Source organism: Acidovorax sp. BLS4, from assembly GCF_032929295.1.
GTDB lineage: Bacteria > Pseudomonadota > Gammaproteobacteria > Burkholderiales > Burkholderiaceae_C > Paracidovorax.
On record NZ_CP136797.1, the window covers coordinates 3306482 to 3322642 of the forward strand.

At 66.3% G+C, this 16161-nt stretch carries 16 protein-coding genes; 10 read left to right on the forward strand and 6 right to left on the reverse strand.

The genetic code is table 11. The features are described 5' to 3' along the window. Positions 1-2559, forward strand: coding sequence for a PAS domain-containing sensor histidine kinase (locus tag R1Z03_RS15380; RefSeq protein ID WP_317352488.1), 2559 nt, complete (start codon positions 1-3; stop codon positions 2557-2559). Between the two features lie 66 nt (positions 2560-2625). Here R1Z03_RS15380 and R1Z03_RS15385 read toward each other — a convergent pair whose 3' ends face one another. Next, a complete protein-coding gene (locus tag R1Z03_RS15385) occupies positions 2626-3660 on the reverse strand; it encodes an isopenicillin N synthase family oxygenase (protein ID WP_372588157.1) in 1035 nt (344 codons plus the stop codon). A gap of 580 nt (positions 3661-4240) precedes the next feature. Here R1Z03_RS15385 and R1Z03_RS15390 point away from each other — a divergent pair. The 5 genes from R1Z03_RS15390 (at position 4241) to R1Z03_RS15410 (ending at position 7797) form a co-directional block, all read left to right on the forward strand. After that, the gene (locus tag R1Z03_RS15390) at positions 4241-5269 is read left to right on the forward strand and encodes an ABC transporter substrate-binding protein (RefSeq protein ID WP_317352490.1); all 1029 of its coding nucleotides are present in this window, start codon (positions 4241-4243) and stop codon (positions 5267-5269) included. A gap of 16 nt (positions 5270-5285) precedes the next feature. After that, a complete protein-coding gene (locus R1Z03_RS15395) occupies positions 5286-5810 on the forward strand; it encodes a nucleoside deaminase (RefSeq protein WP_284429966.1) in 525 nt (174 codons plus the stop codon). Between the two features lie 88 nt (positions 5811-5898). After that, complete coding sequence (locus R1Z03_RS15400) at positions 5899-6729, forward strand: urease accessory protein UreD (protein ID WP_317352492.1); 831 nt, start codon at positions 5899-5901, stop codon at positions 6727-6729. A gap of 178 nt (positions 6730-6907) precedes the next feature. After that, positions 6908-7411, forward strand: a complete 504-nt coding sequence (locus tag R1Z03_RS15405) for a tlde1 domain-containing protein (protein ID WP_284426156.1) — start codon at positions 6908-6910, stop codon at positions 7409-7411. Next, positions 7408-7797 (forward strand): hypothetical protein, encoded by a 390-nt coding sequence (locus tag R1Z03_RS15410; RefSeq protein WP_284429964.1) that lies wholly within the window; start codon positions 7408-7410, stop codon positions 7795-7797. The genes R1Z03_RS15405 and R1Z03_RS15410 overlap by 4 nt, the downstream gene beginning before the upstream one ends. Before the next feature lie 34 nt (positions 7798-7831). Here R1Z03_RS15410 and R1Z03_RS15415 read toward each other — a convergent pair whose 3' ends face one another. Continuing rightward, positions 7832-8662: an SDR family oxidoreductase gene (locus R1Z03_RS15415; RefSeq protein WP_284426154.1), complete on the reverse strand. Its 831-nt coding sequence runs from the start codon at positions 8660-8662 to the stop codon at positions 7832-7834. Between the two features lie 167 nt (positions 8663-8829). Next, positions 8830-9705 carry a DMT family transporter gene (locus R1Z03_RS15420; RefSeq protein WP_272569612.1) on the reverse strand — a complete coding sequence of 292 codons (876 nt, stop codon included), beginning with the start codon at positions 9703-9705 and terminating at the stop codon, positions 8830-8832. A 441-nt stretch (positions 9706-10146) separates the two neighbouring features. On the opposite strand from R1Z03_RS15420, the gene R1Z03_RS15425 reads away from it, so the two are divergent. From R1Z03_RS15425 to R1Z03_RS15440, 4 genes are all read left to right on the forward strand, one after another. Continuing rightward, complete coding sequence (locus R1Z03_RS15425) at positions 10147-11040, forward strand: DUF6402 family protein (protein ID WP_317352499.1); 894 nt, start codon at positions 10147-10149, stop codon at positions 11038-11040. Positions 11041-11045: 5 nt separating this feature from the next. Beyond that, positions 11046-11444 carry a hypothetical protein gene (locus R1Z03_RS15430; RefSeq protein WP_317352501.1) on the forward strand — a complete coding sequence of 133 codons (399 nt, stop codon included), beginning with the start codon at positions 11046-11048 and terminating at the stop codon, positions 11442-11444. A gap of 327 nt (positions 11445-11771) precedes the next feature. Beyond that, positions 11772-12278, forward strand: a complete 507-nt coding sequence (locus tag R1Z03_RS15435) for a DUF6402 family protein (protein ID WP_317360394.1) — start codon at positions 11772-11774, stop codon at positions 12276-12278. 57 nt (positions 12279-12335) lie between these two features. After that, the gene (locus tag R1Z03_RS15440) at positions 12336-12680 is read left to right on the forward strand and encodes a hypothetical protein (RefSeq protein ID WP_317360395.1); all 345 of its coding nucleotides are present in this window, start codon (positions 12336-12338) and stop codon (positions 12678-12680) included. Between the two features lie 96 nt (positions 12681-12776). On the opposite strand, the gene R1Z03_RS15445 is transcribed toward R1Z03_RS15440, so the two are convergent. The 3 genes from R1Z03_RS15445 to R1Z03_RS15455 form a co-directional block, all read right to left on the reverse strand. Beyond that, entirely contained in the window at positions 12777-13334 is a 558-nt protein-coding gene (locus R1Z03_RS15445; protein WP_284426150.1) for a hypothetical protein, read from the reverse strand. Between the two features lie 635 nt (positions 13335-13969). Continuing rightward, positions 13970-15481 (reverse strand): tripartite tricarboxylate transporter permease, encoded by a 1512-nt coding sequence (locus tag R1Z03_RS15450; RefSeq protein ID WP_284426149.1) that lies wholly within the window; start codon positions 15479-15481, stop codon positions 13970-13972. A gap of 18 nt (positions 15482-15499) precedes the next feature. Further along, on the reverse strand, positions 15500-15988 hold the full coding sequence (locus tag R1Z03_RS15455) for a tripartite tricarboxylate transporter TctB family protein (RefSeq protein WP_284429961.1): 489 nt from the start codon (positions 15986-15988) through the stop codon (positions 15500-15502). Between the last annotated feature and the right edge of the window lie 173 nt (positions 15989-16161).

Sequence of the window (16161 nt, forward strand, 5' to 3'; positions counted from 1 at the left end):
ATGACGATGAAGCGCCGCGCCCCCTCCCCCCCATCGCCCGCGGCGGAACCGGCGCTGCGCTTTCGTGGGCTGCCAGCGAGCGGCCTTGTGCTGGCCGCCGGCGTGGCGGCCGCGCTGCTGGCCGCTGCCGCGATGGCCCTGCTGGCTGTGAACGACATGCGCGCGACGATGACCGCCAGCCAGGTACAGGCCCAGCTGCTGGCCCGAATCATCGAAGACCAGGCCGCCCGCACGTTCGATGCCGGCGACATGGCACTGGGCGTGCTCGCGCATTCGCAGGCACTGACCGAGGCACCCACCAGCACGCAGGCGATGGAGGTCGCGATGCGGCAGGTGCTGGCGGGGCTGCCCTTCATGCGCGGCGTGGCGGTGGTGGACACCAAGGGCCTGGTGGTCGCGAGCACCGTCAACGGCGAGGCCGGCACCTTCATCGACGTCACGGGCCTGGGGCCCTGGGTGGAGGAAGAACACCAGCGCATCGGCCCGCTGGTGCCGGGCCGCAGCCTGGGCAGCCTGCGCCGCACCACGCCCCCCGACGTGGCTCCGGCGGGCATGTCGTTCATACCGCTGCTGCGCGGCTTTCGCACCAACGGCGGCCGGGACATGATGCTCGTGGGGCTGGTCAACCCTGGCGCGCTGTCGAACTTCCAGTACCTCACGCTGGAGTCCCTGAGTTACGACGCGGTGATCGCCACCGACGACGGCCAGGTGCTGGCCAGCTCGGCGCCCGCCGCCGCCCTGGCCGGCCGGCGGATCGACCACCTGCCCGTCTTCCACAGTTACCTGCCCCACCGCGACTTCGCCAGCTACGTCGGCCAGGGCGTGCTGGGCGGCGACCGCATCCTGGCCTTTCGTGCCTCGCGCGACAAGCCGCTGGTGGCGATCGTGGAGGAGCCCTACGCGATGGCGCTGGACCGGTGGCTGCAGGAAGCCCGGAGCATGCTCGGCATCGGCCTGGCCGCCGTGCTGCTCGCCCTGGGACTGACCGCGACCGCCTGGCGCGGCCTGCGCGCGCGCGAGGCCGCGCAGCGCTCGATGAACCTTGCGCAACGCAAGATCGCACAGAGCCAGCACGATCTGGCGGTGCTCATCAGCAGCGTGCAGGAGCTGATCTTCCGCACCGATGCGCACGGCGTCATCACCTATGCCAACGCGCGGTGGGACACAATCAGCGGGCGCAGCCCCTCGCATGCCGTGGGGCAGACTCTGCCGGACATCGTGGACTCGATCAGCCGCAACGAGGTCCTGGCCATGCTCGACACCGAATCCACGGCGCAGGCGCGCACCTGCCAGGCCCTGATCCGCAGCGCCGATGGCCGACACCTGCTGTTCGAGCTGGCGGTGGTCCCGCTCGTGAGCGAAGGGCGCATCGCCGGCTTCGCCGGCAGCGCAGTGGACGTGACCGGCCGCTGGGAAGCGCAACTGAAGCTGCAGGCCCAGCTGGCCTTCCAGAACCTGCTGCTCGAAACCAACCCCCTGCCCATGTCCCTGACGGACAAGAACCATTGCGTGGTGCTCGTGAACCGCGCCTGGGAGGAATACAAGGGACGGGGCCGCGCGCAGGTGATCGGCGAGCGGCTGCATGCCTTCCTTCCGCCGGACGAGGCCAACGTCGTGGTGGAGGCGAACCAGTGCCTTCTGATGCAGGGCGGCAAGATGACGCTGGAGACCCGGCTGCTGCACGGCGACGGCACGCACCGCGACGCCCGCGTCTTCAAGGCGGCGCTGACCGACGAGATGGGCCATGCCACTGGCGTGCTCAGCATCCTGATGGACGTGACCGATTTCCGCATGGCCGAGCGAGCCATCCAGGAGGCGCGCACCGCGGCCGAGGAGGCCTCGCGAACCAAGTCGGAGTTCGTGGCCAACATGAGCCATGAGCTGCGCACGCCGCTGCAGTCGATCATCGGGTTCGCCGAACTGGGCACGCTGCGCAGCCCGGCCGATGCGCGGCTGGCCGGCATGTTCAACGACATTCACGCCGCAGGGCAGCGCATGCTCACACTGGTCAACGACCTGCTGGATGTGGCCAAGATCGAAAGCACGGTGGGCACCTTCCACCTGGAGCGCACCGACCTGCGCGGGCTCATCCGCTCGGTAGCGCGGGAGTTCGACCCCCTGCTCGCCCGGCACCGGCTGTATCTGCATCTGGACCTGCCGGATCTGCCGCTGGTCGCCAAGGCCGATCCGCTGCGGTTCCAGCAGGTCGTGCGCAACGTGCTGGCGAACGCGGTCAAGTTCTCGCCCGGGGGATCGACCATCGAGCTGCGCGGCTTCATGGACGGCCTGGGGCAGATCCACATCGAGATCGAAGACAGCGGACCGGGCGTGCCCGAGGAGGAACTCGAGCGCATCTTCGAGGCCTTCATGCAGTCCAGCACGACGCGCGACGGCTCTGGCGGCACCGGCCTGGGGCTGGCCATCTGCCGCAAGATCGTCGAGGCCTTCGGCGGGCGCATCCATGCGAGCAACGCGGCCCAGGGCAGCGTGTTTCACATCATCCTGCCGGCGCGCGGCGCGTCCGAAACCATGCCGGCGCCGCTGACCTCGACGGTGTAGTGCCAGGGACCTGCTGCGGACTGGCTAAGCCCCGCGGCCGGGCCTTTCGAAAGCCGCCTGACGCGCTCAGTACTTCGCGAAATTCGCCGTGATGCGCTGGCGCAGGTAGTCGCCCGCGGTGATCGGCGGGTACTTGCGGCCCGGCCCTTCCACCACGGCATCCTCGTTCGCCTGGCAGAAGAACGCCAGGCTGTAGCGCGCGCCCTGGTATTCGTGGGGCAGCGGATTGCGCACGCGGTGGAAGTTGCTGGGCAACTGGTCATCGCTCCAGCGCGTCAGCATGTCGCCGATGTTGCAGGTGATGACGCCTTCGGCCGGCTCCACGCTGGTCCACTGGCGGCTCTCCATCTCCTTGCCGGGCAGCACCTGCAGCCCGCCCTGGCCCGGGCGCTGGAACAGCAGCGTGAGGCAGTCGAAGTCCGTGTGCGCGCCCGCGCGCCACAGGCCCAGCTCGTCCTTGAGCGCCGGGTCCACGGCGAAGTAATGGAGCATGCGCAGGGTGCTCTGGTAGGCCGCGCTCGACGGGTCGTGCGCGCGGGTGAAGAAGTCCGGATCGAACCCCAGCCGGTCCGCAAAGCACGACAGCAGCTGCATGCCCACGTGCCAGCACTGCGCCTCGAAGCGCAAGGTGGCTTCCTGGAACCCCGGCAGCTCAGCCTCGCTGGGCCACAGGCCCGCCATGCGCGGCCGGGTGACCTGGTAGGACTCCTTCTGGTCGGGCGTGCGCGTGGACGGGCGCACCTGCGCCTTGTGCTCCCAGCCGGCATTGCGTGCCAGCGGCCACTGCGCCTTGGTCTCGCGCGGCAGGTCGAAGAACGCCTCGGCGCGCGCGAAGGCGTTGCGGATGTCCTCCACGGCAATGCCGTGGCCGGTGACCTGGAAGAAGCCGATCTCGACCGAGGCGCTCCACAACTGCTCGGCGATCTCGGCCTTGCGGTGCTCGAAGTCGGACAGGTCGATGCGCCGGATTTCTCGGGCGCTGGTTTCAGCGCCCATGCCGCCCATGCGGGCTTCCTTTTCCAGTTCGCCGCGCACATCGGCGGTGGCGTCTGCGGGGTCGGCAGGGGAGATGGCGGGGGGGTTGGCGGTGCTCTGCTGCATGGCGGGTTTCCTCTTTGGATGAACCAAGGCCCATGGCGGACACGGCCAGGCAGGCACGCGCCATGGGGCTCTTGAAGGGGACAAAGGCGGCGACCGTCGACACGCATTCGCCAGGACGGCAACGGCGCGCCGGCGGCCACCACCGGCTTCAAGAGCAATGACCCGCCGATGGCAACGCGCGGTGCGGGCCATCGGGCTGAACGCTTCTACTCTTGCGGGGCGTGCAAGCAAATCGCAGGCCAATCCGTGTGCAGCGGGTGGGCAGGTGCCATGGCGCAGCGGCTGCACGCGCCGCGCCGCCGCGCCTCACCGCAACGGGGACGGCCATGCACCAGCCGCGTGCCTGCCCCGCCGGGAATGCACCAGCGGCGACACGCCTCGGCCGTGCCTCACCCACCCATCCCGATGGGGCTCGAACTGCGTTGTGCAGGCACGCTTCATGCAACGCCGCCTCCGAGTAGAAGCGTTCAGCCCGGCCCGTTCCCCCACGGCGCCGTTGCCCGGAAATTGCTCAGTTCGCACCGATGCACGGCGCAGATGCGCCGTGGCCGGTCGTTACCCCGAACCTGGAGCCACCGCCATGCAACGCCGCCGATTCCTCGCCACCTCCGCCACCACCCTCCTGTCCGCCACCCTGGCCGCGCCCACCGTGCACGCCCAGGGCAAGGCCACCACACCGCTCAAGTTCACGCTCGACTTCCGCGTGACCAGCCAGACCGCGCCGTTCTTCCTGGCCGCCGCCAACGGCTACTACAAGGACGAGGGGCTGGACGTGGCCATCGACGTGGGCTCGGGCTCCGTGGCCTCGATCACGCGCGTGGCCAGCGGGGCCTACGACCTGGGGCTGGGCGACATCAGCGCGCTGGCGGAGTTCCACGCGCAGAACGCCGATGCGCCGGTACAGGCCATCTACCAGTACTACAACCGCGCTCCCTTCGTCATCATCGGCCGCAAGGACCGCGGCGTGACCACCGACTTCCAGTCGCTCAAGGGCAAGCGCGTGGCCGCCGCCGCCGTGGAATCCACGCGCCGCAGCTGGCCCATGGTGGCGCGCCAGCTCAACACCAGCCCCGACCTGTTCCAGTGGGTGACCACCGACTTCAGCGCGCGCGACAACGTGATGGTGCGCGGCGACGTGGACGCGGCCACCTACTTCCACGACTCGGCCGTGTCCCTGTTCGCCCGCATGCCGCCGCAGGACCTGGCCGTGCTCGAGTACGGCAAGACCGGGCTCAACCTCTACGGCAACGCCATCCTGGCCGGCCGGCTGCTGCAGGAGCGGCCCGACGTGGCGCGGGCCTTCCTGCGCGCCACGAACCGGGCGCTGCGCGAGACGCTCTCCAACCCCGACGCGGCGATGACCGCCATCAAGGCGCGCGAGCCCATCCTGAACATGGACATGGAACGCGCCCGCTGGGCCATTACCCGGCAGTACCTCGCCACGCCCGAGACGCAGGCCATCGGCCTGGGCGGCGTGCAGGCGGACGTGCTGGCGCGGCAGATCGACGAGATCGCCACCACGTTCGGCCTGGCCCGCAAGCCGGCGGCCGAGCGCGTGTTCAACCCAGCGTTCCTGCCCCCTGCGGCCGACCGCAAGGTGCCGGCCTGACAGCGGAGACCGCCCGATGAACATGCCTGCCTCCCCCACTGGCGAACTGCCCGAGGAAGTCCCCCTCGCCCCGCGCGATGGCCTGTACCTGCGCCGCGCCATCGCCCTCGCCGACCAGGCCCGCGCGCGTGGCAACCGCCCGTTCGGCGCCGTCATCGTGGGTGCGGACGACCGCATCCTGGCCGAGGCCTGGAACGCCAACGGCGAGACCGGCGACTGCACCGCGCATGCCGAGACCTCGGCCGTGCGGCTGGCCAGCCCGCACCATCCGCGCGAGGCCTTCGCCCAGGCCACGCTGTATTCGTCCGGCGAGCCCTGCGTGATGTGCGCGGGCGCGATCTTCTGGGCCAACATCGGGCGCGTGGTGTACGGCATCGACGCCGTGCGGCTGCGCGCCTTTCGCGGCGAGCGGCTGGACCAGCGCGACGCCGAGCTGTCGTGCCGCGATGTGTTCGCGGCCTCGTCCCATGCCATCGAATGCATCGGCCCGGCGCTGATCGAGGAGTCCTCGGCCTCGCACCGGGGTGCGTGGAAAGCCTGAAGCCCATCCCCTGTGCCCGGTCGGCATCGAATCGGCCCGATGCCGGCGGATATCATGCCGGTCTAGCTCACGATTTGATAGCAACCGCATGACTTGGCACGCCCACCTGCAACTGGACTACCGCCGCGAGGCCGAGCGCACGGTGGCGCGCTTCGAACACGGCGGCCCGCTGCGCATCCTGCAAAGCCTGTACCCCGAAGGCGATGCGGTGTGCCACAACGTGCTGGTGCACCCGCCCGGCGGGTTGGTGGGGGGCGACACGCTGGACATCCGCACCACCGTCGCGGCCGGCGCGCACGGCCTGGTCACCACCCCTGGCGCCACGCGCTTTTACCGATCCACCGGTGCCCCTGCCTTGCAGCGCGCGCACGCCGTGCTGGCGCCCGGCGCGCGGCTCGAATGGCTGCCGCTCGAAGCCCTTTGCTACAACGCCTGCCAGGCCGAGAACCGGCTCACGCTGGAGGTGTCCCCGGGCGCCGAATGCCTGGGCTGGGACGTCACCGCGCTCGGGCTGCCCCACGCAGGGCAACCCTTCGAATCGGGCTGTTTCACCCAGCACATCGAGGTGCCGGGCGTGTGGCTGGAGCGCGGCCGCATCGACGCGGCGGACCGGCTGCTGCTCGACGGCCCGCTGGGCCTGGCGGGGCACCGCTGCATGGCGTCGGTCTTCTTCATCGCCGGCGAAGCCCTGACGCGCGAGCGGCGCGAAGGCGCGCTGGACGCCGCCCGCGCCGCCATCGACGGGCACCCGTTGGCCGCCACGGCCGGCGCCACCAGCCCCCATCCGAACGTGGTGGTGGTGCGGGTGCTCGCGCCCGTGGTGGAGCCCGCCATGGGCCTGCTGCAGGCCGTTTGGGCGGCGTGGCGCGCACAGTGCTGGGGCATGGCGGCGCAGCGGCCGCGCACCTGGTCGGTGTAGCGCGCCAAAGGGCGCGCGTTCAGCGTGCGGCGTGCGATACGTCCCGACACCCGGCATTACAAAAACGCACGAGCCACGGCAGAGCCCCCTCCTAGAATCGGCCGGCCGCGCTGAACCGCCCGGGCGCCCTGCCCGTTGCGCATGCCCTTTTGCGCGGCGCCAACCCTTTCACCCTGCCATGTCCGATCCCTACGCCCTGGAGCGCAGCCGACCCCACGCCCCCGGATGCCTGCAATCGAAAATCGCACTGCAATTCGACGGAAAAGTCCTGCGCGGCACGGGCACGCAATCCGTCCTCGCGCTGCCCGCCGTGTCCGGCAAACCCAAGAACGGCCAATTCGACTACTCCACCGAATGGCAGAAGACCCGCAACGCCGGGCCCATCCCCGAAGGGGACTACTGGATCCAGCCGTCCGAGATGTGGGCCAACAACTGGCTCAAGAACCTGTACCGCTCGCCGCGCGCGGCCTGGGGCAATTTCCGGCTGACCATCCACCCCTATCCCGGCACAGAAACCTACGGGCGCGGCGGCTTCTTCATCCACGGCGGCTCGACGCCAGGCAGCGCCGGCTGCATCGACCTGACCGTGCACATCGACAAGTTCGTCGAAAAGCTCAAGAGCGAACTGGGAGGCCTTCCCGAATGCTACATACCGCTCACCGTCCGCTACCCGCCCCAATGAAGGCCCGAAGCACCACCGCGCTCCTGGCCCTGGCTCTGGCACCGGGGCTGGCCATGGCCGAAGTCAGCGACAAGACGCCGGCTCTCTGGCACATCTGGGCCGTAGCCCTGGGCGCCTCGGCCGTGTGCATGGCGGGCATGGCCTGGCGGCGGTGGCTGGGCGCGGCGCTGGCGGTGGTGCCCGCGCTGTGGTTCGCCGGGCTGCTGCTGGAGATCCACTCCACCGACGTCGGGCCCTACCTGTATGCCGAGCAGGGCTGGAGCTACTACCTGCAGGCGTACCTGGCGCTCGCGGTGTTCCTCGCCAGCCTGGTGCTCGGCCTGCGCCTGGGCGAGCGGCGGCGAAGGGCATCCGGCGCGGCGGCCGGGGCCCAGTCGCGGACTTGAAGGGCCTGCCGCCCCCAAGGCGGCCCTCTTCGCGTCAGAACGTGCCCGGAAACGCCCCGCCGTCGGCCAGGACGTTCTGCCCTGTCAGGTAGCCCGCCTGCACGCTGCACAGGAACGCGCAGATCGCCCCGAATTCCTGCGGCGTGCCGTAGCGGCCCGCCGGAATGGCCGCCTGGTGCGCCCGGCGGACATCGTCTTCGCTCTTGCCGGTCTTCTGGACGGTCGCCTGGATGTTGGCCGACAGGCGATCGGTGTCGAACTTGCCCGGCAGCAGGTTGTTGATCGTCACGCCCTTCGCCGCAATGGAACTGCGCGAGGCGCCCGCCACGAAGCCCGTGAGGCCGCTGCGCGCGCCGTTGGACAGGCCCAGGATGTCGATGGGCGCCTTCACCGCGCTCGACGTGATGTTGACGATGCGCCCGAAGCCCCGTGCCGCCATGCCGTCCACCGTGGCCTTGATCAGCTCGATCGGCGTGAGCATGTTGGCGTCCACCGCCTTGATCCAGGCATCGCGGTCCCAGTCGCGGAAGTCGCCCGGCGGCGGACCGCCCGCGTTGGTGACCACGATGTCGAACGCCGCCCCGGGCCCGCCCGCCACCGACAGCGCGGCGGCCCGGCCCTCGGGCGTGGTGATGTCCGCCGCCACGGCCAGCACGATCGGCTGCGGGTGCTTGTGCGCCAGCGTGGCCGACTCGTTGGCCGCCGCGGCCAGCAGCTGCGCCGCGGCTTGGTCCAGCGCCTCGGCGTTGCGGGCGTTGATCACCACGTTCACGCCCTCGCGCACCAGCGCCTCGGCGCAGCCATACCCCAATCCCTTGCTGGCGCCGCACACCAACGCCCATTTACCGGCAATACCCAGGTCCATAGTCTCCTTTCACGGCCGGTCGTCCGGCCCGTTGCGAATCACACCAAGAGGCACCGAAGGCGCCCTGCTTCCGGTGCGCCAGCGATCAAAGGACCATGATACGAAGCGCGACGCGCCAGCGCCGGGCAAGGGGAATGCGCGGCGCCAGGCACCGGCTCCGCAGGACGTCAGCCCGCGGGCTTGCGCGCCGCCATGCGGGTGAAGACGAAGATGCCCGTGAGCACCAGCGCCGTGCCCGACGCCACCCACAGCGTGAACGGCTCGTCCAGCAGCCACACCCCCATCAGGATCGTGGACAGCGGCCCCACCATGCCGGCCTGCGCGGCCAGGCCCGCGCCCACGCGCTCGATGGCCATCATCACCAGCAGCACCGGCACCGCCGTGCACAGCGTGGCGTTCAGCAACGACAGCCACAGCACCTCGGGCGCCACCACCGCCGCGCCCAGCGGCCGCAGCACCGCGAACTGCAGCAGGCAGCACACGCACGCCACCGTGGTCGCAAGGCCCACCAGGCGCAGCGAGCCGATGCGCTTGACCATCTCGCCGCTGTACACCAGATAGACCGCATAGCTCACGGCCGACAGGAACACCAGCAGCACCCCCCAGGCCACGTACGCGCCCTGCAGGCCCGCCTCGTGCCCGAACACCAGCACCACGCCGCAGTAACTGATCGCCATGCCCAGCATCTGCCCCCAGCGGATGCTGCGGCGATACAGCACCCAGCCCAGCACCACCACCAGGGTCGGGTTGAGGTACAGGATCAGCCGCTCCAGGCTGGCGCTGATGTACGCCAGCCCGGCGAAGTCGAGAAAGCTCGCCAGGTAGTAGCCCGTGAACCCCAGCCACGCCACGCCCGCCCAGTCGCGGCGCGTGAGCGGCGCCTTGCCCCGGCTGGCCCACCACGCCATGGCCGCGAAGATCGGCAGCGCGAACAGCATGCGGTACATGATGAGCGTGACCGCGTCCACGCCGTGGCGATAGGCCAGCTTGACGATGATGGCCTTGCCGCTGAAGGCGATGGCGCCGACCAGGGCCAGGGCCATGCCGGCGGCCACGCCGGCATTCGGCGCGGGCAAAGGCCCCGAGGGCTGCACTGGAACGGAAGCGGACGCTTCGACGGCAGGGGCCGTGGAGCGCGCGGTATCGGGGGGTGTGGACTGCTGCATGGATTCGGCGGGTTGGGCAGCCCGGTGCGTTGGCCGGGTGCGCATTCATTCAGTGTCGCATGCAGGTGGCCGCACAGCCATCGGCCCTGTGCGCGGCCCGCCCCGCGATCGGCGATACCGGCGAAGTCGCGGTGCTTTGCGGCGGCATTGCGGGCGGTGCGAGATGGCTCCGCGCAGCACCTCGATCATTTGCTGAACGGTTACGCCCTGCAACCAACCCATACAGCGACTCCCGGGGAATCAAGCCATTTTTTCGCCATAATCCGCCCCGTTCACGCAAGCCTCAGCGTGACTGAAAAACAAAGGGAGTCAGGGTCAATGGTCGATCTTCTGAAGGCACCGCAGGAAGCCCTGCGGTCCGTGCTCGGGCGCAAGAATGCGCCGCAATATGCCACCCGCCTGTTCCAGTTGCGGGACATTCCATCGGTGATGCGCTCGCGCTTGGGGTGGCCGGTGGCGGCGGCGTTGATGGAGCGATGGTTCAGCAGTGCGGCCTTCGCGATGTCTCAGGAAATGAAAGAAAGCCGAGCGCCCTATCGGCTGAGTCAATTGAGCCCGGCGCAATTGGAGGCGACCACCGTCACTATGGCGTGGGCTCTGGGATTCGCACGCGTCCAGAATGCGATGGCCAGCCTGCAAGCCAAATGGTCGAGTCCAGCCGGAATTGCACAGCTGAAAGACCGTGTTGAAAAGCAAAGCAGGGGACGCAATCAACAGTGCTGGCGCTTTGGCGACTTGAATCAACCCGCCAAAATACTTGAAGACACCTGCCAGGTGAATTACCTCGCGTTTGGCCAATGGAGCGATCCGATGGACGACTTCTACGGCGCAATGGGCGAGGCGCAGGTCAACGTGGCAGTGTCTGGATTGGTGACCCCACAGGGGCCAGGTAAAGCGACTGTGGACATCAATGAACTGGGCTTCTATTTGCGCGATGCCTACGATTTCAATGACGGCAAATCTTTCATTTCTCAACCGCTGGGCTGCTGGGGCTTCAGTGGTGTGGAGTGTGGAGTTCGCACGCAGTTGAGCGTGCCTCTGCAGGAAGTGGTCGTGAACGAACCACCTGCGGCCGTGCAGAACCGCAAGTACATCGTCCAGAACAAGGACTTTCGCAACTGGCGCACGAAAAATCAAAGAGGAGGCGACTTTATGGTGCTATCGGATGTGCATCGAGTGCGGCTCCCTTTTCCACAAAAAATCTCTTGGTGAGATCCATGAAAAATTTTTCGAACCAATACCTTCGATGGGCATCCTGGGCCGTGCTCTGTGCCGCAGCGATAGCAGCGCTTTGGTATGCATGCACTCCAACATTGAAAGGCATCTCCATCAGTCCTCGCAAGGTCTATCGACTGGAGTATTACGACGCTTCGCTGGTACAGCGCCTGCGCTACCACCAAATGAAAATTCCTTCATTGGTTCGCTTGTACAAAATCCATCCAGAGACTTTGCTGGGCGAAAGCGATGTAGTGGACCTCTGGATCAACGGCCAGTTGTATTGGTACCTCAACCCGCCCATGAACAAGGTGCGTGTAGGGCGCGACGTGGTGTTCGAGAACATTCCGCCGGAGTGCGCTGACTGTCCACCGCTGACCGATGCCGAAATCATGCCCTGAGCCTCGCACCCTCCTCCCGACCGGCCCCAAAGAAAAACGGCACCCGAAGGTGCCGTCGTTCTCAATCGTGAGAGGGTACCCAGCCGGGACGTCAGTCCTCGACGAAGGCTTCCTCGCGCTTGTTTTTCACAGCTAGCAGCAGCACGGCAGCCAGCCAGCCAGCTTGACGATGATGGCCTTGCCGCTGAAGGCAATGGCGCCGACCAAGGCGAGCGCCATGCCGGCGGCCACGCCCGTGGCGGGTGCGGACGCAGGTAGGGGCGCAGAGTGCCCGGAACCGGCGTCGGCAAGCCGGTGGCCAAGGGAGCCGAAGGGGAAGGACCGGGGGTGGGGGAGCAATGCTGGCGACTGGGCAACTTGGCCCTTCCGGCAAAGGTTCTCGAAAATACCTGTCAGGTGAACTACCTGGTATTTGGCCGATGGAGTGATCCCATGGACGATTTCTGTGGGGCGATGGGTGAAGCGCAGATCAAAGTAGCCGCAACCGGGATCGTTACCCCATTAGGAAACGGCAAGGCTGTCGTGCAAATTGATGAACTGGGGTTCTACTTGCGCGATGCCTACGATTTCAATGATGGCAGGTCCTTTATTTCCCAGCCCCTCGGCTGCTGGGGCTTCAACGGGATGGAATGTGGCATCCGCACGCAGTTGAATGTGCCGATTGAAGAAGTCGCAGTGGATGAGCCCCCTGCATCGGTGCAAGGCTACAAATACATCGTGCAAAACCAAGACTTCCGCCGATGGCGGGACCGGCATCAAAGGGGTGGTGATTTCATGGTGCTCTCGAATGTGCATCGCATCAAACTGCCTATTGCCCAGAGGTCTTCATGGTGATGGGGACACAAAAAACATGCGAAAAAACTTAAGCGCACCGCCTGGCTATTGATCACGGTGGTGCTTGCCGTGGGGCTGTGGCAGGGCTCTCAGCCCCACTTGTTTCACACCGCTATCAGTCCACGCAAGGTCTATCGGCTCGAGTATTACGAAGCCTCTTTTCTGCAAAGCTTGATGCACCATGACTTCAACATGCCGGCCTTTGCGAGGCTGTACCGTATCCAGCCGGAAACGCTGATAGGTGAAAGCGAAGTGGTCGACCTCCGGATGAATGGAGAGCTCTATTGGTATATCGAAGTCCCGATGAACAAAGTCCGAGTGGGTCGAGATATCGTTTTCGAAAACATCCCTCCGGAATGCACGGACTGCCCGCCCTTGCCGGACTCTGCGGTGATGCCTTGACCATGCATGCCGTGGGTATCGTGCACCTTGGTGCTGACGACCTCACGCGACGCCGTTCCACATCGCCTTTTGCCGTGATCAGTGAACATCCGCAGCCTATTGAAGCTCTGCCCCTAGCGCCTTTTTTTTTGAATGAAGCACGCCATTCACCCACTTCTCGTTGTTGGGCGGGACAAAGCCTTCTGGTGGACAGCCAATCAGCTTGCCAGCATCCTGCCACTTCTTCATCTTCTGCTCGAACTGTTTAGGATAGTCCCTGGCACTGCATGCGATGTTGGCCCAGGGATCGCAGACATACACGTCTGGATGCCACTCCGTCATGTCCACAGGCAAGGGATTTGAAGCAGGCCCAATGATGGCGACTTCATGCAGTGCATCTCCTTCTTCATCTTCGCCAAGCGATAGACATTGGGCTTGGATATGTCGCTTTTGCAGATGATGTATGGCCAGATCCGTCAATTCTCCGCATTGGTGGGCTTTCCCCGCCATGGCGGCGGCGACGGGATCGTCCTGCTTCCGAATCCGTATGACTTCTTGCGTTGCCATTTTTTGACGGCGCAACTCGTCGTCTCCACCTTCTCCCTTTACTTTGTTGCCCGATTTCATATTGGGCTTGTAGTAGGTTTCACGCACAAATTTCAGGACATCGGTCACTACCGCCTGCCCTGGAGAAGGGAGCGATTGCCGTACCGGCTGTAGGGCTGCAACGCCGGTGCTGGATGTGCCAGGTCGATTGCGGCCCAACGCACCTAAGTGACTCAGGTGACTATTGCTCTGAGTGCCAGAACGTCTGGATGATGGTTGATCACGTGGCGTTGGCAAGCTTGCGCCAGCTACTTCACGGCCCGGTCCGCTGGAGCGCCCACTTGGTTTGGAAGAGCTCACGCCCATGGTGTTTACCTCAGTGTTTCAATGGCCGGAAGCGTGGCGGCCAGCGCGACCTGCATGACATCACAGCCCGAAACAACCGCTCCCTGTGCGAAACCCAAAAATACAAATTACCAGATGCAAAACGCCATCAAGCGCCTTCAGTTCAACACCTTCACCTCCTCGGGAATCGACTGGTTCACCTGATAAGCAGGTGGCGCGCCGGTAGCCGTTCGGTCGCCGCGTACCAGCGTGTCTTTCATCTCGCTGGCTAGCGAAACCCGGGCATGGGCTTGTATCCGTTTGTCAAACCGGATCGGGTCGCCTGGTCGTGCAACTCCATAGGCGCCCGAGACACCCAAGAAAAACGGCACCCGAAGGTGCCGTTTTTCTCAATCGTGAAAGGGTACCCAGCCGGGACGTCAGTCCTCGACGAAGGCTTCCTCGCGCTTGTTCTTCACGGCTGGCAGCAGCACGATGATGAGCAGCAGCACGGCGGCAGCCAGCAGGCCGGCGGAGATGGGGCGCGTGACGAACACGCTCCAGTCGCCGCGCGACAGCAGCAGGGCGCGGCGCAGGTTTTCTTCCATCATCGGGCCCAGGATGAACCCGAGCAGCAGCGGCGCGGGTTCGGTGCCCAGCTTGTGGAACAGGTAGCCGATGAAGCCGAAGATACCGACCAGCCACACGTCGAACGTGTTGTTGTTCGTGCCGTACACGCCCACCGCGCAGAACAGCACGATGGAGGGGAACAGCCAGCGGTAAGGCACGGTCAGCAGCTTGATCCACAGGCCGATCAGCGGCAGGTTCAGGATGATCAGCATCGCGTTGCCGAGCCACATCGAGGCGATCAGGCCCCAGAAGAGTTCGGGGTTGCTCGTCATCACCTGGGGGCCAGGCTGGATGTTGTGGATCGTCATGGCACCCACCATCAGCGCCATCACGGCGTTGGGCGGAATGCCCAGCGTCAGCAGCGGGATGAAGGAGGTCTGCGCGCCGGCGTTGTTGGCCGACTCGGGGGCCGCCACACCGCGGATGTTGCCCTTGCCGAAAGGAACTTCGCCGGGTTGCAGCTTGGTCTTCTTTTCGATGGTGTAGGCCGCGAAGGCCGCCAGCAGCGCGCCGCCGCCGGGCAGGATGCCCAGGGCCGAGCCGAGGGCCGTGCCGCGCAGCACGGCGGGGATCATGCGCTTGAAGTCTTCCTTGGTCGGCAGGAGGCCGTGCACCTTGGCGGTGAACACCTCGCGGTCGTCTTCGGGCTTGGACAGGTTGGCGATGATTTCGCCGTAGCCGAACACGCCCATGGCGATCACGACGAAGTTGATGCCGTCGGTCAGTTCAGGGATGTCGAAGCTGTAGCGGGCGACGCCCGAGTTCACGTCGGTGCCCACCAGGCCCAGCAGCAGGCCCAGCACGATCATGGCGACCGCCTTGAGCAGCGAGCCCGAGGCCAGCACCACGGCGCCGATCAGGCCCAGCACCATCAGCGAGAAGTATTCGGCGGGGCCGAACTTGAAGGCGACTTCGGTCAGCGGCGGCGCGAAGGCGGCCAGGATCAGCGTGCCCACGCAGCCGGCGAAGAACGAGCCCAGGCCGGCGGCTGCCAGCGCGGGACCCGCACGGCCCTTGCGCGCCATCTGGTAGCCGTCGATCACGGTCACCACCGAGGACGATTCGCCCGGCAGGTTCACCAGGATGGCCGTGGTCGATCCGCCGTATTGCGCGCCGTAGTAGATGCCGGCCAGCATGATCAGCGCGGCCACCGGGGGCAGCGCATACGTGGCGGGCAGCAGCATGGCAATGGTGGCCACGGGCCCGATGCCCGGCAGCACGCCGATCAGCGTGCCCAGCAGGCAGCCGACGAAGCAGTAGATGAGGTTCTGAAACGTGAAGGCGACGCCGAAGCCGGTCGCCAGGTTGTCAAACAATTCCATGGTCTTCGATGCTCCTGCTCAACCCGAAATGAAACTGGGCCACACAGGGAACTGCAGCTTCAGCGCCCACACGAAAGCCACGTAGCTGCCCACCGCGAGGACGGTGGCCAGAATAAACACTTCCTTGGCGTTGAAGGTGTCGCCGGCCAGGCTGGCGATGAACACCAGCGCATAGATCGCGACGATCAGCCCCATGGCCGGCACGCCGAACGAGGGCAGCCCCGCCAGCAGCACGCCGAACGCGAAGTTCGAGGCCAGGATGAAGAACAGCTGCTTCCACGCCCACTTGCCGACCTTGTCGCCATCCACGCTCTCCACCACCGTGGCGTAGAACGTGATCGCCACGCCAAGAATGGCGAGCAGGATGCCCAGGATCAGGGGGAAGTAGCCGGGGCCCATGCGGGCGCCGTTGCCGATGTTGTAGTTGGAGGCACCGACCGCGAAGGCCACGCCCACACCCATGAACATGAGGCCCGAAAAGAAATCTTTCTGGCTCTTGATTTTCACGAAAACGTCTCCTTACAAGAACTTGACGGGCGATTGTGCAGTCCGGTCCACTCGGGATCGATGTGGATTCCACCTATCCAGCGCCTAGGGAAAACCGCAGGGTGGCGCCTCGGAAAAAGCCGCGCCGGAGCACTACGGCAGAGCGTCCGCAGGCGGTGGATGAAAGGCCCGGC

What these genes read in the sequence shown, in the direction of transcription:
- R1Z03_RS15380 (WP_317352488.1), top strand. Translation starts at nt 1, where the DNA reads ATGACGATGAAGCGCCGCGCCCCCTCCCCCCCATCGCCCGCGGCGGAA.
- R1Z03_RS15385 (WP_372588157.1), bottom strand. Translation starts at nt 3,660, where the DNA reads ATGCAGCAGAGCACCGCCAACCCCCCCGCCATCTCCCCTGCCGACCCC.
- R1Z03_RS15390 (WP_317352490.1), top strand. Translation starts at nt 4,241, where the DNA reads ATGCAACGCCGCCGATTCCTCGCCACCTCCGCCACCACCCTCCTGTCC.
- R1Z03_RS15395 (WP_284429966.1), top strand. Translation starts at nt 5,286, where the DNA reads ATGAACATGCCTGCCTCCCCCACTGGCGAACTGCCCGAGGAAGTCCCC.
- R1Z03_RS15400 (WP_317352492.1), top strand. Translation starts at nt 5,899, where the DNA reads ATGACTTGGCACGCCCACCTGCAACTGGACTACCGCCGCGAGGCCGAG.
- R1Z03_RS15405 (WP_284426156.1), top strand. Translation starts at nt 6,908, where the DNA reads ATGTCCGATCCCTACGCCCTGGAGCGCAGCCGACCCCACGCCCCCGGA.
- R1Z03_RS15410 (WP_284429964.1), top strand. Translation starts at nt 7,408, where the DNA reads ATGAAGGCCCGAAGCACCACCGCGCTCCTGGCCCTGGCTCTGGCACCG.
- R1Z03_RS15415 (WP_284426154.1), bottom strand. Translation starts at nt 8,662, where the DNA reads ATGGACCTGGGTATTGCCGGTAAATGGGCGTTGGTGTGCGGCGCCAGC.
- R1Z03_RS15420 (WP_272569612.1), bottom strand. Translation starts at nt 9,705, where the DNA reads ATGGCCCTGGCCCTGGTCGGCGCCATCGCCTTCAGCGGCAAGGCCATC.
- R1Z03_RS15425 (WP_317352499.1), top strand. Translation starts at nt 10,147, where the DNA reads ATGGTCGATCTTCTGAAGGCACCGCAGGAAGCCCTGCGGTCCGTGCTC.
- R1Z03_RS15430 (WP_317352501.1), top strand. Translation starts at nt 11,046, where the DNA reads ATGAAAAATTTTTCGAACCAATACCTTCGATGGGCATCCTGGGCCGTG.
- R1Z03_RS15450 (WP_284426149.1), bottom strand. Translation starts at nt 15,481, where the DNA reads ATGGAATTGTTTGACAACCTGGCGACCGGCTTCGGCGTCGCCTTCACG.